This window comes from Nonomuraea sp. B12E4 (assembly GCF_039871825.1).
Classification (GTDB): domain Bacteria; phylum Actinomycetota; class Actinomycetes; order Streptosporangiales; family Streptosporangiaceae; genus Nonomuraea.
The window spans coordinates 13,274-35,262 of record NZ_JBDPME010000043.1; the positions used below are offsets into that span (position 1 = coordinate 13,274).

The window sequence follows — 21,989 nt, forward strand, 5'->3', positions numbered from 1 at the left end:
CCGCTATGACACGATGACACAAGTGGTTATGCCAGGTGAGGGCCTCGGAAAGAGGCTCAAGCCAGTCGTGGGAGGCGATGCGCCTTGAGTGGTCCCCTACACGGAAGCAAGCCTGATCGTCCCTCACCTGAGGGGGGCACAGAACGAAAAGTGGTCAAGCCGACTCCCCCCGAGCTTATGGAGGACGCCGGGACCGGTCTGGACTACGGGATTCGGCCGGACCGCACTCCTGGCTACATCACCCCGATCGACCGCTTCTTCCTTCGCAGCCACGCACCGACCCCCCATCTGAACGCGGCGCGATGGTCGCTCCGGATCGAAGGAAGTGGGGTACGCGAGCCGATCACCTACACCTACGCCGATTTGTGGGATCACTTTCCGCTGATCTCAATGATCCGAACGATCGAGTGCGCCGGTAACCGCCGTGCGCTGTTCGGCGAGGAGTGCGAACTCAAGTTCCAGGGAACCCAGTGGGGCCGCGGCGCGATCAGCACTGCCGAATGGACCGGCGTCCGGTTGCGCGATCTGCTCGAACCGGCGGGGATCACCCCGAGAGCCTGCGAGGTCATGCCGGAAGCGCTCGACGAGATCCAGGCCCGCCGGCCCATGCCGCTGGCCAAGGCTCTTGCCGATGACACCCTGCTCGCGCTGGCCATGAACGGCGAGACGCTGCCGCTCGATCACGGGTACCCGGCTCGGGTCGTGGTGTCCGGATGGCTCGGCGCCGCCAGCATCAAGTGGGTGGGCCGGATCGAAGTCTCCGAGCATCCGCTGCACGTTCCGTGGAACACCGAAGACTACGTACTGATCGGTCCGGACTACCCTCCGCGGGCGCCCTCACTCGGTGTGCCGATCACCGGCATACCGGTGGCCAGCCTGGTGGAACTGTCCTGGCCAGCACGGCTGCGGCCGGTACCGCAAGTCATCCGGGGGCGTGCGTTCGCGGGAGAGAACCAGGTCACGGCGGTCGAATATCGCATCGACGAGGATTCCTGGCAGGAGGCGTCCCTGGCTCCGCCGGAGATACCGGGCGCGTGGGTACGCTGGCAGTTCAGCTGGCATCCCGAATCTGGCGATCACACCATCCGGGTACGCGCCACGGACGGCCAGGGCCGTACCCAGCCCGACACCGTCCCATGGAATGACCTGGGCTACTGCTACCACCCGGTGCTGTCCCACCCCGTCCGAGTCGAATCCGCGACCTGAGACCGTATCAGGGCTCGGAGAGCAGGCGGGCGAACTCAGGTCCCCCTGGTGGTGGGCCTTTCACAGGTGCGCGCCGAGAGAAGTCGAACCCGCAACCTTTCTGATGCAGATGGACGCACCGCCCACTCGCAACGCCGAGACGAGAAGGGGCACAGCTCATGGCCGGAACTATCGCGGCAGTGGAGGTTCCAGAGCCGGCGGCGGTCGCCGAAGCCATCCGCCACATCCGGAGGATGACCAGCCCCCTCATCATCCGTCGCTCCTGGCGGGTCTTCTTCTTCGCCGCACTTCACGCTCGCGAGGCCGGGCTGCGGCCGGACCCGGAGCTGCTCTACCTGTCCGCCATTTCCACGACCTCGGTCTGCTGACGCCCTTCTCCGACGTGGAGCAGCGCTTCGAGCTTGATGGCGCCGACCACGCACGCAAGTTCATGCTCGACCGCGGTTTTCCGGCCACGGCCGCCGACGTGTTCTGGCAAGCCATCTGTCGGGACACGGCAAACCCCGCCACCCCATCCGTGAAAAGAGATTTGAGCAGCTCAAGGACTACTTCAGGAGCTGGCGGGCCATGACCATGCGCTGGATCTGGTTGGTGCCCTCGTAGATTTGGGTGATCTCCGATGCCCGGTCCGACTACCTGGGCCGATCTCACGATCACATCGCTGACCTGGCTGAAGGCCTCTGGTTGGCTAGCATAACTTTCCGCTGTTCCCCAGGCTCCCACGGAACAGCGACGGAACAGGGCCGCGCCAGTCGCGCTGTACCAAGATCTGATGGCACCCCGAGAAGACAACCATGTACCTACGCTCCACTAAGCCGGTTACCCGGCGCACCGCAATGCGGATACGAATCCCTCCTAAACCGCCCCATACCACCCCAAGATGGACCAGTTTTGTGCAAGCACCTGATTGGAGTGAGCGGAAGGCCGTGGCCCACGAGCCGACCGCCGTTCAAAATGTGATGGGGCGAGAGACGATCACGCCATGCGAGTGTGAGGAGGCGTTGCTATACATTCCCTGAGCCAGTGGGCGCTCTATTCCGACGTATCAGAGGCGGTCACGCCTCGCCAGCTCGTCGGCCAACGATACCTGGAGCAGGTGCAGTAGTGGGCAGCCATCACAGCGAGCGCATCGCTAAGCAGGGAAGTCGAACAGCGTGTTGACACCTTCATGCATGACATTCCATCATTAGCAGATGCCGCGGCCTGCCCATCCGCCGAGAAGTATACGCGCTGCAGTGAGTCTCAAACGGAAGCGAAGGGGGTCAACTAATCCCGCATTTCCCCGCAAGGTATCCCGAGGAAGGCTGCCGAATGGGATGAGTTGGCGTCTTCTTGACACATATTTCATTCCCTAGCCCAGGGCTCTATAGAATAACGGTGGCAACTCCCGACTTCCGAGGCCCCGGCGAACGCGCGAACGCCCAGCTCAAGAGCTGGCGCATCCTCCGAAAGCTACGCTGCAGCCCCAGCAAGGCCGGCCACCTGTGCAAGGCCATCGCCGTCCTTCAAAACCACCGCGTCGCGCAGCCCGAATGAGGATGAAAAGAGGTCAATGTGTTCGACGAGGGCAAACCCTCCAGCGCCACTAACTACCACCTGATCACCACGGCCACCACCGATCCACTTGTCCTGGACGGCACCGCCACGCCCGCGACGGCGGACAAGCGCGTCACGAAGTACGACTACGACCCGATCAAGTCAGGCGACATGTCTGGGTGGACGTTACGCCTGGCGACAAGCGTTACCACCGACATGCCCGACCAGCCCGACATCGTGCAGCGCGCCCGCTACGACACGGCTGGCCGTGAGATAGAGAGCCGCATGCCCGCCTCCAGCGGCAACGACGCCGGCACGACGGTGACCCTCTACTACACCGCTGGCGCTCACCCGAGTTCTCCTGCCTGTGGCAACAAACCGGAGTGGGCCGGATGGTTCTGCCGCACCGAGGCCGCCGCCCAACCGGCCGATGGCAAGCCGGCCATCGTCAGCACCCATACGCACACCTACTACGGCACCATGGCCGCCAGCACGATGACGAGCGGGTCTGCGACCCGCACCACGACCAGGATCTACGACGCCGCCGGGCGAATCGTAAGAAACAGTCTGATCGCCTCGTCTGCAGCGGAGAACGGGGTCCCGATCCCGGAGACCACGATCACCTACGATCCTGCCACCGGCCTCGAAATAGAGAAGATTGCCGGAACTGACAAGATCACCAAAGGCTACGACTCCTTGGGCCGGCCGACGTCCTACACGGACGCGACCGGCAACACGGCGACAGCGACGTATACCATAGACGGCCAGATAGCAACGACGAATGACGGCAAGGGCTCCGTGACCTTCTCCTACAACGGAGTGGATGCCCAGGGCCGACAGGAACGACGCGGCCTGCTCACCAAGGTGGAGGCCGGCGGTGTGGGCACGTTCACGGGCGCCTACGACGCCGACAAACAATTGACCCTCCAGACTTTCCCAAATGGCATGGCAGGCGTCAGCAGATATGACAATGCCGGACGGCAATCCTCCCTCACCTATACCAAGAACGAGTCCACCTGGCTCCAGTTCAGCGCCCTGCGAGATATCGAAGGACGGATCGGCTCCCAGACTAGCCCCGGCGGCAGCGAGCAGAAATACTCCTACGACGCCGCCGGCCGACTGCTCTCCGTACGCGACAGATCCGACAGCTGTACGACCCGGGTATACGGGTTCGACCTGAATTCCAACAGGACGAGCCTCAGCACCTATCCGGCGGATGAGACTGGGCAGTGCAGCACTTCTACGTCGGCTCAGACGGAGCAGTACACCTATGACACGATGGACCGGATCACCGGCGCCGGATATTCCTACGACGGCTGGGGCCGCACGACGCAGGTGCCTGCCGCCCACGTGTCCGGCGGTGGTGACCTGTCCGTTGGCTACTTCGCCAATGATCTCGTCGCTTCCATCACCCAGGCCGGAGAGACCAGCACCTTCACGCTGGACCCTTCGGCCAGGGTCAAAACGCTGACAAAGACCGGTGGACCACAGGCCGGAACCGTCACCCATCACTATGCGGGATCCGAGGACAGTCCGGCCTGGATCACCGAGGCCGACGGTAGTTGGACCCGTAATATTATCGCCTTCTCCGGGCTGAATGCCTATCACAGAAGTGACGGTTCATCCGCCTTGCTTCTGGCCAACCTCCATGGTGACGTCGTCGCCGAGGTGGAGAATTCGTCGAGCGCGACAAGTATTCTCCACTACACGGAGAATAGCGAATACGGCGTCAAGCAGGGCGACACTTCCGGCAATGACGCCCGCTATGGATGGCTGGGTTCCAAACAGCGATCCAGCGACGCACCCGCGGGCCTGATACTCATGGGCGTACGGGTCTACAACCCCATGACGGGACGCTTCTTGCAAGTGGATCCCATGCCGGGGGGAAGCGCTAATGCCTACGAGTACTGTAGCGCCCGACCCGGTGAATCGGATGGACCTCTCTGGGATGTACGACAAACCGCTGTGGGGCAGCGGCGCCCCGACATTCGTCGATAGAATAATCCGCACCTCGAAAACGACGGCCACCAGGGCAGATGGCTGGAACGGAGATGAGGACTGGTACGAGAGACTCCTCGGCACCATTCCCGCCGTTGGCTGGGAAATCAAAAGCGTGGAAATAACCGACTACTCCTACGTCCGCACCGAGGTGTTCACCTACCGTCAGTACAGGACCGTGAGCCGATGCGACGGACGCATCCAACTCATGGCTTGCGGCGTTGGAGTCAAGAAAAAAGAAACCATTAATCAGACCCGCTACGGAACAGATAACCACATATATACGTACACAAAGCGTGTGGTTGTTGTCCACTTCCGCAACGGCACCGTGTGGATCGATGACGAGGGATGGCGGGTTTCTGTACAGAAATCGGGCATTAAATGGGGTGAATGGAGATAAGGGACTAGGCCCCACAGGTTGAACATAGCGGTTTGGGTCCTGCGCCGCGCTCCGATCGGCGCAGGACTTTCTTGACTTGACCAAGGAGTCACATCGTGGAGACGCCCGCACCCCGCGAGATTCATGTAATCAGGGTGCTGATGACGATACAGGTGGCCGTCCCCGGACTCGGCCTCCTCTTGGTATCGCTATTCTTCGGCGACGCGAATCTTATAGACCTCGGCGCGGCCATGTTCGCTCGGTTTCTTGTGGCGATTGCCTTGGTCACGGCAACGGCGATTCTGGTCGCCGCTCTCGGCAGGCGTCAGCTATTCCTCTGGTACCTGGCCCTATCTGTCGAGGCCGCTTGGCTCATAGACCAGATCGGTCAATTTCTGATAAGGGGATCTGCGGTGAATATCCTCAGCCTGGGACTTTGCGTGAGCATCCTCGCTCTCCTTCTCTCGCGTAAGGTGCGAAGGTGGCAAGCGGGAGCGGTACCTCCCCCACACTGACAAGCGCTTCCCAGCGCACCCCAGCACCACCGGCGGCTGCGGACGTCAGCCGCGGCCTCGGGGATGCGGGCCAGCACAGTGGGATTGGCAATCTTGTAGCCGTTCAGGTGCAGAATCGGCAGCACCACGCCGCCCCGTCCCGATCGAAGAACTTGTTGGAGTGCCAGCTGGTCGCCAGCGGCCCGGTCTCCGCCTTGCCGTCGCCGACCACGCAGGCCACGACCAGGCCCGGATTGTCGAAGGTCGCGCCGTAGGCCTGCGCGAGCGCGTACCCCAGTTTGCCGCCCTCGTGGATAGACCCGGGGTCTCGGGCGCCACGTGACTGGCGTACCGCTTCGTGGCATCGTGAAGGGTGAATCACCCTCGCTGAGGGAGTCGTGCGCAGAGGCACGGATCGACGACTAGAGGTAAGCGAACTGCGCCGTCTTACCCCCGATAGTGGACATGTACAAACCTGGCGTCATCGCTCCCTAGCCGCCTCCGGGGCGAAGCCGCGTGACGACGGCCACGGGGAGACCGAGCATGGCGGCCACGTTGGTCCCGGCTCGCGGCCATGAACGACGTGAGTGGGTGGCCACTCGGCTTCCGGGAGGATGGCCATCGCGTCCGAATTCGTGGCCACGAGCCTGGATAACTGGGCTAGGAAGAGCCTGGGTTCCGGTACAGGCCGTGACGATCGCTGACTCTGGCTGGCCGCTGACCGGGGTCGGGGAGATCGCCGCCGCAGGGCCTCCTACGTCGGCCCCACGGCACCGCCTAACCGCGTGACCCTCTCTGCGGACCAATCGGGCTGTGGCCGGAGACCTGGGGAGCGGACCGTTCGATCACCCTACGGCTGGCCACGGACCTGGGGGGACATGGCCACCACCCTGGACGCTGATCGGCCATCTCCCGGCCTGCACGTGGCCATAGCAAGTCTCACATGACCGCCCACCTGTGTCTGCCCATGGCCATCAACACCGCGTACAGTGCCTGATCACCTCGTACGCCGTCGACTCACCGCGTAGCGGCAGCGGGCCGGGGACGGAGTGTCAAGCTCGGCTTCGCGTGTACGTTCGCCGGTCGCCGTTCCTCGATCATGCGTTGTCCTGCGGTTAGAGCCGGGCTTGATACGGAGGAGTCGGTCTGCTGGGCTTGCCTGAGTCGATGGTGTGCGAGGTGATCAGTCCCCAGCCACCCATCTACATTCAGGGCCGTGTGGCGATCACCTCGGTGCCGGAGTGCTCCCGCCGGAGGCATTCTTTGACCTCATCGGCTCAGTCCGGGATCTGCGTCTCGCAAGGTGTTGGTGAACGTCCTGCGCGTGCTTCTGCCTGCGTTCGATGGTGCGGCGGGGTGGCCGGGCGGGACCGGCCCGGAGAGGCCGCACGCCAGCCCGGACCGCCCGGCCGGCCGCCGCCCATCGGGCGGCGGCTTGATGACGTGGAGAGAAGTTGCTTTCTGGCCTGACCGTAGCCGTGACTGTCGGGGTTTGAGCTACTCACTGTGAGGTCGTGCGGTGGTCCAGATGCGGTTGAAGCTGGCCAGGTAGGTGCTTGCCGGTCCCTGGTTGTCGGTGTGGGTGAGGTGCATGACGGGGGCGTTGGCTGCTGGGGTTGCGTAGGCGTGGGTGTTGACGAGGAGTTGTTCGTCTGCGCGGTAGATGGAGTTGTAGAGCACCGTGTGGTGGAGTCGGATTTCGACGCCTTGGACGTCGAGTAGTGCTTGGTACAGGGTGAGCGCGTTCATGACCCTCGCCGCCATCACCTCGGCCCCGATCCCCTCGTCGGCTCCCCGAGCGGCGACTTCCGGCCCTTCGGGGTCGCCCAGGAGGATGCGGACCTGGACGCCGGCCTCGGCTCGCTCGGTGAGGATGCGGAGGGCGGCTGAGTCTTCGGCGAGGAACAGGGCGCTGTAGGCGAGGATGCCGATTTCCTGCCGGGCTCCGTTGAGGAGGTTGCGCCAGGCCGTCTGCGGGACGGCCCAGCGGTGCGGGTAGACCGCCTGTATGCCGTCGGCGAGTGCTTGGTGCCGTGGGGCGATTTCCGGCCAGAGGTCGGCCTCGTCGATGCTGAGGAGGTCGGCGACGGCCCAGCGGTGGCGGGGGTAGGGGATGCGGCCGTTGAGCCATCGGCTGACGGTCTTGGGGTCGACGGCCAGGGCCGCGGCGACGTCCGTGGTGGTGAGTTGGGCGGCGGCCAGTGCGCAGCGGAGGTTGTTGTTCATGTGACCGGCCTGCTCCTTTCGCAGAACGACCCTGCCCTGCGACGTTAACATCAGACGTCCCTAGACGTCCCCGAGTTGCGGTGTTCCCGCCCCCGGCTTCGAGGCGAACCTCGACGCACACGGGAAACCGCACGAACGTCAGGGAGGACGAGGGTGCAGATCAGTCGGACCATCAAGGAGCAGCAACGGGCTTACGCGGAGCGGCTGCTGATCGCGTTGGGCAAGCACCTCGCCGAGCGGGACATCACACCCGTGCTCATCGTTACCAAGGACGGGCGCCCGGCTCTGGACGTGACCGACGTCCGGTACAGGAGGAGGCGGGTGTTCGTGCACCTGCCGTTCTGCTGGTTCTACTGGGGTGATCAGCCTGACGAGCGGGTGTCGTTCCTGGAGATGGCCAGCGCTGTGGATCGGATCGAGCGGGCCGCGCGCGAGGGATGGCGTGAGGGCGAGCAGGGTGACCTGACCATCGATCTGGACAAGATTCTTGATGCCTACCGCGGCTGACCCGGTGGGCTCGGAGCGACGGCTGACCGGTGGTCGGGTCTATGCCCAGATCGCTGATCGGCTGCGGGCGCGAATCCGCTCGGGTGAGTTTCCGCCGGGTGGCGTGTTGCCGTCTGAGGCGGAGCTGTGTCAGTTGTTCGGGGTGGCGCGTAACACGGTACGGCGGGGGCTGGCGATCCTGGAGGATGAGGGGTTGCTGGTCACCGTCCCGTCCAAGGGGCGCGTGGTGCTCGGCGGGAGGGCCGCGCCCCCGTACCGCTACCAGGTGATCGCAGCGTGGTTGCGCGAGCAGATCGTACGCGGTGACCTGGCTCCGGGTGCCGGGCTGCCCAGTGAGGCCGAGTTGCGGCGGCAGTTCCGGGCGTCGCGCAACACCGTGCGGCAGGCGTTGTCCGTGCTGGAACTGGAAGGGCTCGTTGCGGCGGAGCAGGGCCGGGGGCGTTTCGTCCGGCAGAACCAGGGCGAGGGAGGACGTCCCAGGACGTCTGGTCTCTCCTACTAGATTCGCTTATGCCCCTGATGTCTATCGTGATCCCCGTGGGACATATCGAATGGGCATACGGCCTGGCCAAGGACCTGCTGGAGACGACCTTGCCGCGCCGCTGGGCACACACCCAGGGGGTCGCCAGCCAGGCCGAAACCCTGGCCCCGATCCTGGGCGCGAACGCTGACACGTTGGTCGCCGCCTGTCTGTTGCACGACATCGGGTACGCCCCGGACCTGGTTGACACCGGTATGCACCAGCTCGACGGTGCACGCTACCTGCGCGACGTGGCCGGGGCTGACGAACAGTTGTGCCGCCTGGTGGCCTACCACTCGTGCGCGGACAACGAGGCCCGGCAACGTGATCTGCTGGATGTGCTGGTCAAGGAGTTCGACCAGGAGCGGCCGGAGCTGGCCAGGGCACTGACGTACTGCGACATGACCACCGGCCCGGATGGCCGGCTCCTGGACGTACACGATCGGCTGGCGGAGATCCACTCCCGCTATGGTCCCGAGCACGTGGTGAGCCGGTCGATCACCGACGCGACGCCGTGCATCGTGTCCTCGGTGCGGGCGGTGGAGGCGGCCCTATCCGATGTGCGGCAGGCTGGCACCGGTTAGGTAGTGCTCGATCCGCATCCGCATCGACCGGTCCATCGGCAGCGACAAAACCTCTTCCGGGGGCACCCAGCACACCTCACGGGACTCATCGCTCGGCGTCGGCCGACCGCCCAGGGCGCGCGCCGTGAGGACGATGGAGAACTCCTGGCGGGCCTCGCCATCGGAGGTGTAGAGGATCACGTGCCGGGGGTCGCTGTAGGTGCCGACCAGGCCGGTGATCTCACAGGTGATCCCGGTCTCCTCGAACGTCTCCCGGACGGCCGCCGCGGGGATGGACTCGCCCAGGTCGATCGCGCCGCCAGGTACGGCCCAGTTGTCGTTGTCGGTGCGGCGGATCATCAAGACGTCCCCCGCCAGGTTGGTGACGATGACGTTCACCGACGGGACCAGGCTGTTCGGTTCAGGGGCGCTGGGGTCGTCGTAGAAGTCGATGCGCTTGGCCACGATCAGGGCTCCACGGGAGTTGCTTGCGCCCATACTTTCTCGAAGCTGTCGGCGTAGGTGGTCACCATCTCCCCGCCGGCCACCCTCCGAAGGTGGAGTACGGGGGCGTTCCCAGCGCGGGTGCCGTACACGTGCATGTTGACCAGATAGTCGGAGTCGGCCTGGTAGATCGAGTTGTAAAGGATCGTCTGATGGAGCCGGAGCTCGAAGTTGTCCAGGCCGAGAAGCGGCCGGTAGAAGACCAGCGCACTACGGATCTGCGCGGCCATGCTGTCGCCGACGCCCTCGTCCGCTCCCCGTCGGGCGACCTCGGCGCAGTCAGGGTCGCCGAGCAGGATGCGCACCCGCGATCCCGCCCGCGCCTTCTCGCCGAGCAGACGCACCATGGCGGCGTCGTCGGCGAGGAACAACCCGCTGTAGACCAGGACGCCGATCTCCTCGGACGCGGCGGTGAACAGACGTCCCCACGCGTCCCGGGGAACGGCCCAGCGGTGCGGATAGATCGCCAGGACCTCACTCTCGGAAGCGGCGACCACCTGCTCGCGCGAGAGGGCCTGCGGCCACAGGTACGTCTCGTCCACGCCCAGGTAGGAAGCCGTGGCGAAACGGTGCTTACGGTACGGCTCGCGGCTTTTGGTGATCCACCGTTCCACCGTCTTGGGGTCGACTTCGATCGCCTCGGCCAGGTCCGTGACGCTCACGCCCTTCTGCAACAGGGCCGCGCGTAGCCGTTCGTTCGCCATCTCACCTGCTCTCAAGGACGTCCGGGGACCTGGCCATCGTAGGCCGGACGTCTTGAACATGTCCCGTCGTGTAGTGATCTCGTCCTGACTCTGCGTCGCATTCTCGGTTGCACAACGCCACAACGGCAGCAACCGAAGGAGGAGATGCACTCATGAACAACGAGATCACCATCCCGGGCGAGACCCCCGCATGCGAGTGCGGCAACGCCCTGACCGAGGGCCAGACCCGATGCTCCAAGTGCCTGGCGCGGGGCCGCTGGGCGCGTAAGGAGCGGGCCAGAAACCGGCGCAACCGGCGGCGTTCCGAGAGCCGGCGTCCCCCGCGCGCCCCTCGCGGGCTGGCTCAGGCGGGAGTGATCTGGTCATGACCGCGATCCCCCTGATCATCGCTGGAGTGCTCGGCGTCGCGCTGCTGGTGGGGTACGTGACCGTGCTGGTCGGCATCCGTCGCGAGGACAAGCGGCTGAGCCTGCGTCACGCGCCGGACGGGGCGTCGGCGTCGCTGGCGCGGAAGGTCACTGGCTGCTATGTCCGGAACGGCGTGTCGTGGACGTAGCCAACTGCTCCTCGACCTTGGCCAGGCGTACCGACAAGTCCTGTACGGCGGCGCGCAGCTCGGCCACCTCGCCGGCCGTGTCGCCGGCGGCTGGCGAGTCGTCGGCGTCGCGGACGAAGACGCCCTTGCCCTGCTGGCCGATCACGAGGCCCTCGTTGCGCAGGATGCCGACGGCCATCTTCACCACGCTCAGCGAGGCGTCGTACTGGTCGGCGAGTTGCGCAGTGGACGGCAGCGGGGTGCCGGGCGCGAGAGAGCCGCCGTTGATCTGCGCGCGGAGATCGTCGGCGATCTGGAGGTAGCCGGGGCGCCCGGTGTTCTTGACCATCGCCGTCCATCACACCACGAAACGTCGACCAAGCCAACCGAGAGGACGTTGACAACCAAGCCAACTAGGTTAACTATGTTGGTGAACGATGAAAGAGGAGGTCACAGCCCCATGCGTTCCGTCCCGATCCCTGTGGATGTCAGCAAGCTCGCCATCACCTGCGTCAAGGCCCCGCGCCCGCGGGTGCTGAACAAGGACACCGGCGAGATCAAGACCGACAAGAACGGCAACACCGTCTTCGAGGTCACCGTCTCGGTCGAGGACGAGTTCGGCCGGATCGAACTCGTCAAGATCGGCATCACCGGCGAACCGCCCATCAGCGTCGGCGACCAGGTCAACGCCGTCGGCCTGCTCGGCTACGTCTGGGAGATCGCCGGCCGGTGGGGCATCGCCTACCGCGCCTCAGCGCTACTCCCCGCGCGGGAGGCCGCCGATGCGTGACGCGCTGGAAGTGCTCGCAGTCCTGGCCGCTGCGGCGGCCGGGCTGTGGGCCTGGCGCCGCTGGCACCCCGGCTCGTTCTGGCTGGTGGTCGGCTTCCCGCTGGTCGCCCTGTCGGTACGCGCCTCGTGGCGGCGGGTCGCCCTCGGCTGCAACCTGACCAAGAAGCGGCAACGCTTCTGGGGGCCCTCGCCCCGAAACGTGGACACCTTGAGTACCGGATGATGGAGATCCGGAGACAAGGAGTTCCACGTGGCGATGAAGTCGTATCCGCCGGAGTTCAAGGACGGCACGACTGGTCGGTACAGGTTCCCTCCCGACGCGCGATGGAACGCGATGAGCAGGCCATCGCCACCTGGGAGCAGGAGGTGTGGCCGGCCGTAAAACCACCGCGGCGGACCTGGGCGCCTACATCTGCTTCGAGGACGAAGCAGGTCAGGGGCTGAGGCCGCCGAAAGGACGCACATGGGCACCACGCGGCGCCCGCCCGGTGGTGACGGTACGCGGCAAGGGCAGCGGCCGGGTCAACATCGCCGGCGTGGTCTGCTACCGGCCCGGGCACCGCCCGCACCTGATGTACAAGCTACTCATCTACCACGGGCGCAAGAACGAGCCCAAGAGCTTCACCTGGAGCGACTACCGCGACCTCATCGTCGCCGTCCACCAGCAGCTCGGCACCCCACTCGTGTGGTGCTGGGACAACCTGAGCGTGCACCTGGTCGCCGAACTGGCCCGCTTCGCCGAGGCCAACGCCGACTGGTTACGCATCTACCAGCTCCCGGCCTACGCCCCCGAACTGAACCCGACGGAAGGTATCTGGTCGCTGATGCGGCGCTCCATGGCCAACTTCGTGGTCACCGACCTGACCGCACTCGTCCGGATCGTCAAGCGCATGCTCAAGAAGCTCCAGTACCGGCCCCACCTGATCGATGGCTGCCTGGCTCAGACCGGACTCATCATCGAGGAGACCACCGTGACCACATGACCGGCTCTACGAATTCAACCTGTGTAGCTTCGGTTCTACGCGCTCACCCGTTCACGTTCATCCTTCATTGAGCACAGGAAGCACTGCATCTGCTTGCTTCTTGTGCTCATCAGGATTCGGGGTGCCCGATGTGACGAGCCGCTTACGCTGCAGGGACAGTTCTGCTTGCCGGACAGCCTTCCAAAAGAATGATGCGCTTGGCTTCCCCGCAGCGGTGTACTCACGGGCAAGAAATTCAGCAGACTTGACCAACTGCCTTCCATGGAGCTGAAGCTCTCCGGCTGCCGGAATAACGCCTATCGCCTTGCCATGCCAAAATGCTGCCTGAAACCGCCAGTGCTTAGCCTCCCCCTGATCCTTGACACTGTCACCCTTACCACAAGCCTCGCACGCCAGAAGGACTGCTAACTCATAGGCTGCCTTTGGATCGCCTTCATCGGCAAGGCGCAACCTCAAACTGCCCAGGCGCCCCCAATGAAGGGGTACACGCAGGGTCGTGGGCGCCGGCTTCCACGATGATGCCTCTCCAGGAGCCGACTCCAGCACGTCACCCTGCGGGTGCCTACCTGCAGGAGCACGACCGCTATTGGGTGGGGTGCGTCTATGCTTGGCAGCAGATGTCCTATTGAGTTCCTCAGCCTGCGCCTTTTGCCAGAGCACGAGAAACTCTTTAGCCAGATCCTCTATCGGATCGATTGGTATACCTGATCTCGTAGCGATCCGGTGGCACACTTCCACAAAAGTCCGGAGCAACATATAGTCCGGCAGTTTCTTCGATCTTCTGTTTATCAAATCCGAAACCGTGGATTTTGGGAGAGCCCTAAGCCAACCCTTATCTTCAGGACGCTCCGCCAAGAGGTCCAAGGATACCGTTTCAATACGTTGGAGCGAAGGCTTCCCGGCTTCGACGTTACGCAGTTTCTCCACTCTGCTCATGAGCAGAGAAAAATGATCTAGATCTCGATCAGCTTCGTTCATCTATACGCCCGATCCAGGCCTGAATGTCGGATTTGGGAAGGAAAGCGACTGCGCGGGAAGTTGAACACAGCCACCGATCTCGCTGGAGATAACTAACAATAGTGCCATAAGTCGGACTCAAGTCCGCGCAGACACGACACCGCCATGGACTGGAGGCTTAGCAAGAAGGGCGATAGCCTCCGGATCCTTCCGAAAGCGTCCGAGTTTGAGCGAGAAGCACCGAGACCTGGGCATTCGCCCGCGCAGTCTCCAGCCCCACTGGTACCCCTATCGCCATGAGCCTCTGGTTCATCAAAGATCATTCGCGTTTCGAGGGGGACTCAGACATGAGCAAGGCAAGCGTGATCTGGTGGGCTTTTAGCGGATCTCTGCTTTCGCTCCTGATCGGCGTCGTAGGGGGCATGCTCGCCACAGCCAATGGCAGCAGCGTCGCTGGCGCGATCATGGTTGGGGCAACCGCCTTCGGCGGCTTCGCAGCCCTGTGGATCACCGCCACTTCGGCGGTGCACATATATCTGAACAGTCAGAGACGGCCCAAGACGGGTGCAGAGGATGTCGAGGACTGAGCCTGAGGCAAGGGGACACGGAACGGAGCACGTTCCACTCACGCCCCAGCGGGCGGCCAGTTCACGCCGTATCGACCCCTCTCACGGAACAGACACGGAACAGTGATCACTTAACGGCCTCCGCAAGCCCACCAGCACCCCGCCCGCACACCAGAGTGGGCGGGGTTGTTGCTGCTCAGGGCTACTTCAGAAGCTGCCGCGCCATGACCATGCGCTGGATCTGGTTGGTGCCCTCGTAGATTTGGGTGATTTTGGCGTCGCGCATCATGCGTTCCACCGGGAAGTCCTTCGTGTAACCGTAGCCGCCCAGCAGTTGCACCGCGTCCACGGTGATGTCCATGGCGGCGTCCGAGGCCGCGCACTTCGCCGCGCTCGACAGGAACGTCAGGTCCTTCTGGGGCTCGCCGGCCATCGCCCGCTCCGACTTCGCCGCCGCATGGTACGTCAGTTGCCGCGCCGCCTCGAGCTTCATGGCCATGTCGGCGAGCATGAACTGCACACCCTGGAAGTCGGCGACCGGGCGGCCGAACTGCCTGCGCTCCTTGATGTAGCCGATCGCGTAGTCCAGGGCGCCCTGGGCGATGCCGAGGGCCTGGGCGGCGATGGTGATCCTGGTGTGGTCCAGGGTGGCCAGGGCGGTCTTGAAGCCGGTCCCGGGGGCGCCGATCATGCGGTCGGCGGGGATCCGTACGTCGTCCAGGATGACCTGGCGGGTCGGCGAGCCCTTGATGCCGAGCTTCTTCTCCTTGGGGCCGAACGAGACGCCTTCGTCGGACTTCTCCACGACGAAGGCCGAGATGCCCCGGGCGCCGGCGGACGGGTCCGTGACCGCCATCACCGTGTAGAACTCCGACACGCCCGCGTTGGTGATCCACATCTTGGTGCCGTTGAGGACGTAGGAGTCACCGTCGGCCACGGCCCGCGTCTTCATGGACGCTGCGTCCGAGCCCGCCTCCGGTTCCGACAGCGCGTACGAGAACATGGCCTCCCCCTTCGCCACCGGGACCAGGTAGCGGGACTTCACCTCCTCCGAGGCCGACAGCAGCAGCGGGACCGTGCCCAGCTTGTTGACGGCGGGGATCAGGGAGGTGGACGCGCAGGCGCGGGCGACCTCCTCGATGACGATCACCGTGGCCAGCGCGTCCGCCCCGGCGCCCTCGTACCGCTCGGGGACGTGCACGGCGTGCAGGTCGGCCGCCACGAGCGCCTTGTAGACGTCCCAGGAGAACTCTTCGGTCTCGTCGGCCTCCGCGGCGTGCGGGGCGATCTTCTCGTCGGCCAGGGCCCGGACCGTCTCCCTGAGCATGTCGTGCTCTTCGGCGGGCGCGTAGAGAGGGAAGCTCATGCGTCAAATACTAGGATGTCCGAGCATCTTGTTACCAGTCGGTACGGTTTGCGAAAAGGCGCAGGTGGCACGAAGGAGGTAGCGGAGGCCGGTAGCATCGCCTCCGCGATCGAAAGGAGCTCACTCGTGCCATTTCGCCTCACGGTGATCGGGACTGGTTATCTGGGCATCACCCATGCCGCCTGCATGGCTGATCTCGGGTTCGACGTCCTGGGCCTTGATATCGACGCCGACAAGATCCACCGGCTGAACAACGGTGAGCTTCCCATCCACGAACCGGGTCTCGAGCCCGTGCTCCGCCGCGGCCTGCGGTCCGGCCGCCTGCGCTTCACCACCTCGTACGCGGAGGTCGCCGCCTTCGGCGACGTGCACTTCATCTGCGTGGGCACGCCGCAGAAGCGCGGCGAGTACGCCGCGGACGTCAGCTACATGGACAGCGCCATCGAGTCCCTCGCCCCGCTCCTCGACCGGGAATGCCTGGTGGTGGGCAAGTCCACGGTGCCCGTCGGCACCGCCGAGCGGCTCGCGGAGAAGCTGGCCCGGCTCGCGCCCGCCGCAGCCGGGGCCGAGCTGGCCTGGAATCCGGAGTTCCTCCGCGAGGGGTTCGCCGTCGAGGACACCCTGCACCCCGACCGCATCGTGCTCGGCGTCCGCAGCGAACACGCCGAGAAGGTGCTGCGCGAGGTGTACCAGCCGTTGGGCGAGGTTCCGTACGTGGTGACCGATTTCGCTACATCCGAGCTGGTCAAGACGGCCGCCAACGCCTTCCTGGCCACCAAGATCTCCTTCATCAACGCCATGGCCGAGGTCTGCGAGGCCGCGCACGCCGACGTCAAGCAGCTCTCCGAGGCCCTGTCGTACGACGACCGCATCGGCGGGCGGTTCCTGAACGCGGGACTCGGCTTCGGGGGCGGCTGCCTGCCCAAGGACATCAGGGCGTTCATGGCGCGGGCCGGCGAGCTGGGCGCCGACCAGGCGCTGACGTTCCTGCGCGAGGTGGACGACATCAACATGCGGCGCCGGGCCCGCATGGTGGACCTGGCCAGGGAGCTGGCCGGCGGGTCCTTCCACGGCTGCACGGTGGGGGTGCTCGGCGCGGCGTTCAAGCCGAACTCGGACGACATCCGCGACTCCCCCGCCCTCGACGTCGCCGTCACGATCGGCCACCAGGGCGGACGGGTCACCGTGTACGACCCGATCGCGCTCGACAACGCCCGAAAGGCTCACCCCGAGCTCAACTATGGCACTTCGGCCGTCGAAGCGGTTCGCGGGGCACATGTGGTGTTGATGCTCACGGAGTGGCAGGAGTTCGTGGAGCTCGACCCGGTGGAGCTGGGGGGCGTGGTCGCCACCCGGCGCATCGTGGACGGGCGCAACGCGCTGAACGCCGAGATGTGGCGCGCGGCCGGGTGGCATTACCGCGCCCTCGGCCGCCCCTGACCCTTGCCGTCACGCAGGACGGCGTCACTGCAGGTGGCGGACCCACTGAGTGATGAGCGGGCGGTAGCCCCTGCGGGCCCAGAACGGGGTGGAGAGCGGGTTCGGCAGGGCGTGGTGGAGCGTCATCGACGCCACGCCCTGGCTTGCCGCATACGCCTGCGCCACCTCGGTGAGCGCCACTCCCACGCCCCGGCCGCGGACGGACGGCTCGACGTACATGACGCTCAGGTACGCCACCGGCGCCATGCGTACGGACCTGCCCATCCAGGTCGAGCGCGCCGGCGGCTGCACGATGACGCAGCCCGCCACCTCGCCCGCCACCTCGGCCACCCAGCACCACTCCAGCGGCAGCACCTCCATCGCCACCGACTCCATGATCCGCGTCGGGGTCGAGGGCCGCACGGCCACCCAGCCGAACTGCGCGTCGTAGGCCACCAGCCGCACGTACATCCGGGCCAGGGACTCCAGGTCGGCCCGCGTGGCCGGGCGGATCCAGGGGAAGGTCACGGGACCCTCCCAGCGGAGCGGGCGCACGGCGGCCGCGGCGATGGGGGCGAAGCCGCGTTGGGCCAGGGCCCGGACCGGGACGGTGTCGCGGCTCGGCCAGGACACCGACAGCGCCTGTCCGGGCCCGTCCACGCGCAGGTCCTTCAGCCAGCGATCGACCAGCCGGCCGAGCGCGGCCTCCGGGTCCGGGCCGGCGACCCGGGCCTGCAGGCGGTGCACGACCAGCGGCGACCAGGAGGCGCGAATGGTGGCGGGGTCGATGCGGTCCACGGAGACCAGCCCGACGGCGTCGCGGGCGGCGACCCGCTCCTCGCCCGACTCCGGCAGCTCGTCCTGACCTGCGACCAGCGGGTCAGCGGCCCGTACGCGGGAGGCGTGGCCCCTGATCACTTCGTCCATCCCGGCACAGTAGCCGCAGGAGCGGGACGGCGGAGCGGTTTCAGAGTTCGGCGGCCTCGGCGCGCAGTTTCTCGCCCTTGGCATACGCCTGCTCCTTCAGCCGCGCCTGGAACTCCTCCATGCGCTGCCGCAGCCCGGCGTCGGAGGCCGCGAGGATCCGCACGGCCAGCAGCCCCGCGTTGCGCGCCCCGCCGACCGCCACCGTGGCCACCGGCACCCCGGCGGGCATCTGGACGATCGACAGCAGGGAGTCCATCCCGTCGAGGTGCTTGAGAGGCACCGGCACCCCGATGACCGGCAGCGGCGTGACGGAAGCCAGCATGCCCGGCAGGTGCGCCGCCCCGCCGGCACCGGCGATGATCACCGACAGGCCGCGGGAGGCCGCCTGGCGGCCGTATTCGATCATCTCGACCGGCATGCGGTGCGCGGACACGACGTCGGCCTCGAACGGCACGCCGAACTCGGCCACCGCCTCCGCCGCGGCCTTCATCACCGGCCAGTCGGAGTCGCTGCCCATGACGATCCCGATCTTCACGCTGCCTCCTTCGCCGGCAGCGCACCCTGCCGTTCGTTCGTTTCGCGCTGTCACGTGTATTCCCCGGTGGCGAGGTAGACCGCGGCGTGGCGGGCGCGGGCGCGGACCTCGTCGAGGTTGGAGCCGAGGGCCGTCACATGGCCGATCTTGCGGCCGGGACGCACCTCCTTGCCGTAGAAGTGCAGCTTGATGCCCGGGTCGTGGGCGAGCACGTGCTCGTAGCGCTTGAACAGGTCGGGATCGTCGCCGCCGAGCAGGTTGGCCATGACGACGACCTGGGAGGTCATCTTGGGCGTGCCCAGCGGCAGGTCCAGCACCGCCCTCAGATGCTGCTCGAACTGCGATGTCGTCGAGCCCTCAATCGTCCAGTGGCCGCTGTTGTGCGGCCGCATGGCCAGCTCGTTGACCACCAGCCCGCTCGCCGTCTCGAACAGCTCCACCGCCAGCAGCCCGGTGACTCCCAGCTCGTTGGCGATCTTCAGGCCGATGCGCTGGGCCTGGGCGGCGGCCTCGGAGTCCAGCCCGGGAGCCGGTGCGAGCACCTCGACGCAGATGCCGTCCTGCTGCACGGTCTCCACCACCGGGTAGCTGACGCCCTGGCCGTGCGGCGAGCGGGCCACCAGCACCGCCAGCTCGCGCTCGAACGACACGAACGCCTCGGCGAGCATCTCCAGCCCGGCTCCGAACGGGCCCGCGGCGGCCTGCGCGGCCTCCTCGGGCGAGCGGCACACCCACACGCCGCGGCCGTCGTATCCACCCCGCACGGCCTTCAGCACCACCGGCCAGCCGTGCTCGGCCGCGAATCGCTCGACGTCGGCGGGCGACGACACCCGCGCCCAGGCCGGGCAGGGCACGCCGATCCCGGTCAGCCGCTCGCGCATGGCCGCCTTGTCCTGCGCGTGCACGAGCGCGTCGGCGCCCGGGCGCACGACGTGGCCGGCGGCGGTCAGCGCTTTGATGTGCTCGGTGGGAACGTGCTCGTGGTCGAACGTGATCACGTCGCACCCCTCGGCGAACTCGCGCAGATCGGCAAGATCGCGGTAGTCTCCGACGCGCGTGTCGACGATCACCCGCGCGGCGCTCTCGTCAGGGGCGTTGGCCAGCACCCGCAGCTCGACACCGAGCGCGATGGCCGGCGGCTGGGACATCCTGGCGAGCTGGCCTGCGCCGACGATGCCGACGACCGGGCCGATGGGGCTGTAGGAACTCACGCCAGGTGAGCTTACCGGGACACTACGACTGAACCGACGCCGGTCGCCGGGCCCCCACCAGGTCGGCGCGGAGCCGCTCGACCGGCGCGGACCGGGCGGCCGTTCCGGGTCGCCCGATGAGGCACGACCGCCCGGCGTCCTGTTCGCCGCGATCTGCCCGCAGCGTAATGCCGCCCGATCAGCAATGCCGGGCATAAGCCGATATTCCTGCCGCTGTTCTTTGCGCGGTATGTTCTTGGGCACCACACGAGGGCTACATCATGGCCGGTACGCTGAGGACGGTCAGCCTGACTACTGAAGGGACCGAGCGGAGACGTGGATTTCGTCAAGCGCCTCTACGAGCGGTTCGCGTCACTGGTCCACGAGCTGGCCAAGTTCGGGAGCATCGGTGCCCTCGCCTTCGTCCTTGACACCGGCGTCTACAACCTCTTCCTGCTCGGCCTGGAGTGGGGGCCGCTCACCTCTAAGGTGCTGGCCACCACGATCTCGTCCACCTTCGCCTACGTGGGCAACCGCTACTGGACCTTCCGGCATCGCGAGCAGAGCGGGCTGAGGCGGGAATACTTCCTGTTCTTCCTGCTCAACGGCATCGCGCTGCTGTTCGGGCTGCTGGTGATCGGTTTCGCCAAATACACGCTTCACCTGCACGACGGCCTGAGCCTCAACATCGCCAACATCCTCGGTGTCGGGCTCGGCACGCTGTTCCGCTACTGGTCGTACAAGAAGTGGGTGTTCCTGGAGGCCACCGATCCGATCCCGGTGGAGCTGCCCGATTCCGGGGTCAGGCAGGACCGCTGACCACCCGGCCCCGGCCGTTCCCGTCCTCGGCTGGGCGCAGGAAGATGGCGAACGTGGCGGGGCGCCGCCGTACGAGCTCCAGCCTGCCGCCGTCGGCGGCGGCGAGCGCGCGGGCGAGCGTCAGCCCGAGACCGGTGCCGCCGGCGCCGCTGACGTTGCGCTCGAATATCTTGGGCGCGATCTCGTCGGCGATCCCCGGACCCTCGTCCGCGACCTCGACCACCACGTAGTTGTCGCTGCTGGTGGTGGTGACGGCGACGGTGCCGCCGCCGTGTCGCAGGGAGTTCTCCAGCAGGGAGGCGACCACCTGGCCGAACCCACCGGTGGTGGCCATCGCCTTCAACCCGCGGGAGCCTTCAAGGTGCAGGGTACGGCCGGTGTCACGGAAGACCGGCTCCCACTCGGTGATCTGCTGGGCGAGCACCTCGTCCACCGCGACCGGCTCGGCCTGGGCATGGCGCTGGCGGCGGGCCGCGGCCAGCAACTCGTCGATCACGGCGGTGAGCCGCTCGGCCTGCACGATCGCCGCCTCACCCTCCTCGCGTACGACCTCCGGCTGGTCCGAGGCGGCGACGATCTCCTCCAGGCGCATGGTGAGACCCGTCAGCGGCGTGCGGAGCTGGTGGGAGGCGTCCGTGGCGAACTCGCGCTCGCGCGTGAGCAGGTCGGAGATGCGGCTGGCACTCCGGTCCAGCACCTGGGCCACCCGGTCGAGTTCGGGAATGCCGTAGCGGTGTTTGCTCGGTCTCGCGTCGCCCGAGCCCAGCCGTTCGGCGATCTTCGCGAGATCCTGCAAGGGCAGCGTCAAACGGCGTGACTGTACGACGGCCAGGCTAACGGCCACCGCCAGGGCGGCGCCGGCCAGCGCGACGATGAGCAGGAGTCGGGCCCGAACGTCCTGCTCAACTTGCTCCCGGTCACGACTTATCCGGACGTAGACGCCGGTGTTGGTCTGGGCATCCTCGGTCATCAGTTGACCGGACGGCGGGGGGTGGCCGACGGCGGTCATCCTGAGCGGCGTGTCGCGTTCCCAGATCTCAATGAACCGGCTCGGATATTTCTGCTGCAGTTGCTGAGGGTCGAGGGGGGTCTCCTGTACGCGGGCATACTCCACCTCACCGACGAGCCGTTTGGCTTCCGCCCCGAGCTCCTGAGCCGCCTCATCCATGATCAGGCGGCTGACGACGACGCCCAGGGGGACCCCCAGCAGCAGGACCGCGATGACCGCGACGACCAGGGTGGAGGAGAGCAGTCGGCGACGCATC

The 21,989-nt window shown here is 66.2% G+C and carries 26 protein-coding genes and 1 pseudogene; 16 read left to right on the forward strand and 11 right to left on the reverse strand.

The features are described from left to right. Positions 1-177: 177 nt before the first annotated feature. From ABGB18_RS45645 to ABGB18_RS45665, 5 genes are all read left to right on the forward strand, one after another. Positions 178-1,206: a sulfite oxidase gene (locus tag ABGB18_RS45645; RefSeq protein WP_347701961.1), complete on the forward strand. Its 1,029-nt coding sequence runs from the start codon at positions 178-180 to the stop codon at positions 1,204-1,206. A 233-nt stretch (positions 1,207-1,439) separates the two neighbouring features. Further along, the gene (locus ABGB18_RS45650) at positions 1,440-1,574 is read left to right on the forward strand and encodes a hypothetical protein (RefSeq protein WP_347701962.1); all 135 of its coding nucleotides are present in this window, start codon (positions 1,440-1,442) and stop codon (positions 1,572-1,574) included. A 1,186-nt stretch (positions 1,575-2,760) separates the two neighbouring features. After that, the gene (locus ABGB18_RS45655) at positions 2,761-4,740 is read left to right on the forward strand and encodes an RHS repeat-associated core domain-containing protein (protein WP_347701963.1); all 1,980 of its coding nucleotides are present in this window, start codon (positions 2,761-2,763) and stop codon (positions 4,738-4,740) included. Further along, a complete protein-coding gene (locus ABGB18_RS45660; protein ID WP_347701964.1) occupies positions 4,691-5,140 on the forward strand; it encodes a hypothetical protein in 450 nt (149 codons plus the stop codon). Before ABGB18_RS45655 ends, ABGB18_RS45660 begins: the two co-directional genes overlap by 50 nt. Before the next feature lie 95 nt (positions 5,141-5,235). Continuing rightward, positions 5,236-5,634 (forward strand): hypothetical protein, encoded by a 399-nt coding sequence (locus tag ABGB18_RS45665; RefSeq protein WP_347702000.1) that lies wholly within the window; start codon positions 5,236-5,238, stop codon positions 5,632-5,634. A 56-nt stretch (positions 5,635-5,690) separates the two neighbouring features. Here ABGB18_RS45665 and ABGB18_RS45670 read toward each other — a convergent pair. Beyond that, positions 5,691-5,938: pseudogene (locus ABGB18_RS45670) on the reverse strand (phosphoketolase); the annotation flags it as partial. Positions 5,939-7,110: 1,172 nt separating this feature from the next. Continuing rightward, positions 7,111-7,839, reverse strand: a complete 729-nt coding sequence (locus ABGB18_RS45675; RefSeq protein WP_347701965.1) for an XRE family transcriptional regulator — start codon at positions 7,837-7,839, stop codon at positions 7,111-7,113. Positions 7,840-7,992: 153 nt separating this feature from the next. Between ABGB18_RS45675 and ABGB18_RS45680 the strand changes: the two genes are divergently transcribed. Genes ABGB18_RS45680 through ABGB18_RS45690 form a run of 3 tightly spaced genes read left to right on the forward strand, consistent with a single transcriptional unit; the run spans position 7,993 to position 9,450 of the window. Then, entirely contained in the window at positions 7,993-8,346 is a 354-nt protein-coding gene (locus tag ABGB18_RS45680; protein WP_347701966.1) for a hypothetical protein, read from the forward strand. Then, positions 8,330-8,848 carry a GntR family transcriptional regulator gene (locus ABGB18_RS45685; RefSeq protein ID WP_347701967.1) on the forward strand — a complete coding sequence of 173 codons (519 nt, stop codon included), beginning with the start codon at positions 8,330-8,332 and terminating at the stop codon, positions 8,846-8,848. Before ABGB18_RS45680 ends, ABGB18_RS45685 begins: the two co-directional genes overlap by 17 nt. Positions 8,849-8,883: 35 nt before the next feature. After that, the gene (locus ABGB18_RS45690; protein WP_347701968.1) at positions 8,884-9,450 is read left to right on the forward strand and encodes an HD domain-containing protein; all 567 of its coding nucleotides are present in this window, start codon (positions 8,884-8,886) and stop codon (positions 9,448-9,450) included. Here ABGB18_RS45690 and ABGB18_RS45695 read toward each other — a convergent pair. Beyond that, a complete protein-coding gene (locus ABGB18_RS45695; protein WP_347701969.1) occupies positions 9,418-9,894 on the reverse strand; it encodes an NUDIX domain-containing protein in 477 nt (158 codons plus the stop codon). The genes ABGB18_RS45690 and ABGB18_RS45695 overlap by 33 nt on opposite strands. A gap of 2 nt (positions 9,895-9,896) precedes the next feature. Continuing rightward, entirely contained in the window at positions 9,897-10,637 is a 741-nt protein-coding gene (locus tag ABGB18_RS45700) for an XRE family transcriptional regulator (RefSeq protein WP_347701970.1), read from the reverse strand. A 152-nt stretch (positions 10,638-10,789) separates the two neighbouring features. Here ABGB18_RS45700 and ABGB18_RS45705 point away from each other — a divergent pair, with 152 nt between their 5' ends. Further along, positions 10,790-11,005 (forward strand): hypothetical protein, encoded by a 216-nt coding sequence (locus ABGB18_RS45705; RefSeq protein WP_347701971.1) that lies wholly within the window; start codon positions 10,790-10,792, stop codon positions 11,003-11,005. Beyond that, a complete protein-coding gene (locus ABGB18_RS45710; protein WP_347701972.1) occupies positions 11,002-11,193 on the forward strand; it encodes a hypothetical protein in 192 nt (63 codons plus the stop codon). Before ABGB18_RS45705 ends, ABGB18_RS45710 begins: the two co-directional genes overlap by 4 nt. On the opposite strand, the gene ABGB18_RS45715 is transcribed toward ABGB18_RS45710, so the two are convergent. Beyond that, positions 11,153-11,521 (reverse strand): winged helix-turn-helix domain-containing protein, encoded by a 369-nt coding sequence (locus ABGB18_RS45715; RefSeq protein WP_347701973.1) that lies wholly within the window; start codon positions 11,519-11,521, stop codon positions 11,153-11,155. The genes ABGB18_RS45710 and ABGB18_RS45715 overlap by 41 nt on opposite strands. 111 nt (positions 11,522-11,632) lie before the next feature. Between ABGB18_RS45715 and ABGB18_RS45720 the strand changes: the two genes are divergently transcribed. From ABGB18_RS45720 to ABGB18_RS45730, 3 genes are all read left to right on the forward strand, one after another. Beyond that, the gene (locus tag ABGB18_RS45720; RefSeq protein WP_347701974.1) at positions 11,633-11,962 is read left to right on the forward strand and encodes a hypothetical protein; all 330 of its coding nucleotides are present in this window, start codon (positions 11,633-11,635) and stop codon (positions 11,960-11,962) included. Beyond that, on the forward strand, positions 11,955-12,185 hold the full coding sequence (locus tag ABGB18_RS45725; RefSeq protein WP_347701975.1) for a hypothetical protein: 231 nt from the start codon (positions 11,955-11,957) through the stop codon (positions 12,183-12,185). Before ABGB18_RS45720 ends, ABGB18_RS45725 begins: the two co-directional genes overlap by 8 nt. 145 nt (positions 12,186-12,330) lie before the next feature. Beyond that, complete coding sequence (locus tag ABGB18_RS45730; RefSeq protein ID WP_347701976.1) at positions 12,331-12,945, forward strand: transposase; 615 nt, start codon at positions 12,331-12,333, stop codon at positions 12,943-12,945. A gap of 57 nt (positions 12,946-13,002) precedes the next feature. On the opposite strand, the gene ABGB18_RS45735 is transcribed toward ABGB18_RS45730, so the two are convergent. Continuing rightward, on the reverse strand, positions 13,003-13,923 hold the full coding sequence (locus tag ABGB18_RS45735; RefSeq protein ID WP_347701977.1) for a hypothetical protein: 921 nt from the start codon (positions 13,921-13,923) through the stop codon (positions 13,003-13,005). A gap of 275 nt (positions 13,924-14,198) precedes the next feature. Here ABGB18_RS45735 and ABGB18_RS45740 point away from each other — a divergent pair, with 275 nt between their 5' ends. After that, on the forward strand, positions 14,199-14,489 hold the full coding sequence (locus ABGB18_RS45740; protein ID WP_347701978.1) for a hypothetical protein: 291 nt from the start codon (positions 14,199-14,201) through the stop codon (positions 14,487-14,489). Between the two features lie 181 nt (positions 14,490-14,670). Here the strand turns inward: ABGB18_RS45740 and ABGB18_RS45745 are convergent, their stop codons facing one another. After that, entirely contained in the window at positions 14,671-15,834 is a 1,164-nt protein-coding gene (locus ABGB18_RS45745) for an acyl-CoA dehydrogenase family protein (protein WP_347701979.1), read from the reverse strand. 126 nt (positions 15,835-15,960) lie between these two features. Here ABGB18_RS45745 and ABGB18_RS45750 point away from each other — a divergent pair, with 126 nt between their 5' ends. After that, complete coding sequence (locus tag ABGB18_RS45750; RefSeq protein ID WP_347701980.1) at positions 15,961-17,274, forward strand: UDP-glucose/GDP-mannose dehydrogenase family protein; 1,314 nt, start codon at positions 15,961-15,963, stop codon at positions 17,272-17,274. 24 nt (positions 17,275-17,298) lie between these two features. On the opposite strand, the gene ABGB18_RS45755 is transcribed toward ABGB18_RS45750, so the two are convergent. Genes ABGB18_RS45755 through ABGB18_RS45765 form a run of 3 tightly spaced genes read right to left on the reverse strand, consistent with a single transcriptional unit; the run spans position 17,299 to position 19,926 of the window. Next, positions 17,299-18,180 (reverse strand): GNAT family N-acetyltransferase, encoded by an 882-nt coding sequence (locus tag ABGB18_RS45755; RefSeq protein WP_347701981.1) that lies wholly within the window; start codon positions 18,178-18,180, stop codon positions 17,299-17,301. A 40-nt stretch (positions 18,181-18,220) separates the two neighbouring features. Further along, positions 18,221-18,715 (reverse strand): 5-(carboxyamino)imidazole ribonucleotide mutase, encoded by a 495-nt coding sequence (purE, locus tag ABGB18_RS45760; RefSeq protein WP_347701982.1) that lies wholly within the window; start codon positions 18,713-18,715, stop codon positions 18,221-18,223. A gap of 50 nt (positions 18,716-18,765) precedes the next feature. Next, positions 18,766-19,926 carry a 5-(carboxyamino)imidazole ribonucleotide synthase gene (locus tag ABGB18_RS45765; protein ID WP_347701983.1) on the reverse strand — a complete coding sequence of 387 codons (1,161 nt, stop codon included), beginning with the start codon at positions 19,924-19,926 and terminating at the stop codon, positions 18,766-18,768. A 315-nt stretch (positions 19,927-20,241) separates the two neighbouring features. Here ABGB18_RS45765 and ABGB18_RS45770 point away from each other — a divergent pair, with 315 nt between their 5' ends. Further along, on the forward strand, positions 20,242-20,724 hold the full coding sequence (locus ABGB18_RS45770; protein WP_347701984.1) for a GtrA family protein: 483 nt from the start codon (positions 20,242-20,244) through the stop codon (positions 20,722-20,724). Here ABGB18_RS45770 and ABGB18_RS45775 read toward each other — a convergent pair. Further along, the gene (locus tag ABGB18_RS45775; RefSeq protein WP_347701985.1) at positions 20,708-21,988 is read right to left on the reverse strand and encodes an ATP-binding protein; all 1,281 of its coding nucleotides are present in this window, start codon (positions 21,986-21,988) and stop codon (positions 20,708-20,710) included. The genes ABGB18_RS45770 and ABGB18_RS45775 overlap by 17 nt on opposite strands. Position 21,989 lies beyond the last annotated feature (1 nt).

Excerpts from the sequence above, each read along its gene's own strand:
- ABGB18_RS45740 (WP_347701978.1), top strand. The coding sequence starts at position 14,199 with ATGAGCCTCTGGTTCATCAAAGATCATTCGCGTTTCGAGGGGGACTCA.
- ABGB18_RS45705 (WP_347701971.1), top strand. The coding sequence starts at position 10,790 with ATGAACAACGAGATCACCATCCCGGGCGAGACCCCCGCATGCGAGTGC.
- ABGB18_RS45725 (WP_347701975.1), top strand. The coding sequence starts at position 11,955 with ATGCGTGACGCGCTGGAAGTGCTCGCAGTCCTGGCCGCTGCGGCGGCC.
- ABGB18_RS45650 (WP_347701962.1), top strand. The coding sequence starts at position 1,440 with ATGACCAGCCCCCTCATCATCCGTCGCTCCTGGCGGGTCTTCTTCTTC.
- ABGB18_RS45685 (WP_347701967.1), top strand. The coding sequence starts at position 8,330 with ATGCCTACCGCGGCTGACCCGGTGGGCTCGGAGCGACGGCTGACCGGT.
- ABGB18_RS45700 (WP_347701970.1), bottom strand. The coding sequence starts at position 10,637 with ATGGCGAACGAACGGCTACGCGCGGCCCTGTTGCAGAAGGGCGTGAGC.
- ABGB18_RS45715 (WP_347701973.1), bottom strand. The coding sequence starts at position 11,521 with ATGGTCAAGAACACCGGGCGCCCCGGCTACCTCCAGATCGCCGACGAT.
- ABGB18_RS45775 (WP_347701985.1), bottom strand. The coding sequence starts at position 21,988 with ATGCGTCGCCGACTGCTCTCCTCCACCCTGGTCGTCGCGGTCATCGCG.
- ABGB18_RS45645 (WP_347701961.1), top strand. The coding sequence starts at position 178 with ATGGAGGACGCCGGGACCGGTCTGGACTACGGGATTCGGCCGGACCGC.
- ABGB18_RS45735 (WP_347701977.1), bottom strand. The coding sequence starts at position 13,923 with ATGAACGAAGCTGATCGAGATCTAGATCATTTTTCTCTGCTCATGAGC.
- ABGB18_RS45710 (WP_347701972.1), top strand. The coding sequence starts at position 11,002 with ATGACCGCGATCCCCCTGATCATCGCTGGAGTGCTCGGCGTCGCGCTG.
- ABGB18_RS45675 (WP_347701965.1), bottom strand. The coding sequence starts at position 7,839 with ATGAACAACAACCTCCGCTGCGCACTGGCCGCCGCCCAACTCACCACC.
- ABGB18_RS45720 (WP_347701974.1), top strand. The coding sequence starts at position 11,633 with ATGCGTTCCGTCCCGATCCCTGTGGATGTCAGCAAGCTCGCCATCACC.
- ABGB18_RS45755 (WP_347701981.1), bottom strand. The coding sequence starts at position 18,180 with ATGGACGAAGTGATCAGGGGCCACGCCTCCCGCGTACGGGCCGCTGAC.
- ABGB18_RS45660 (WP_347701964.1), top strand. The coding sequence starts at position 4,691 with ATGTACGACAAACCGCTGTGGGGCAGCGGCGCCCCGACATTCGTCGAT.
- ABGB18_RS45745 (WP_347701979.1), bottom strand. The coding sequence starts at position 15,834 with ATGAGCTTCCCTCTCTACGCGCCCGCCGAAGAGCACGACATGCTCAGG.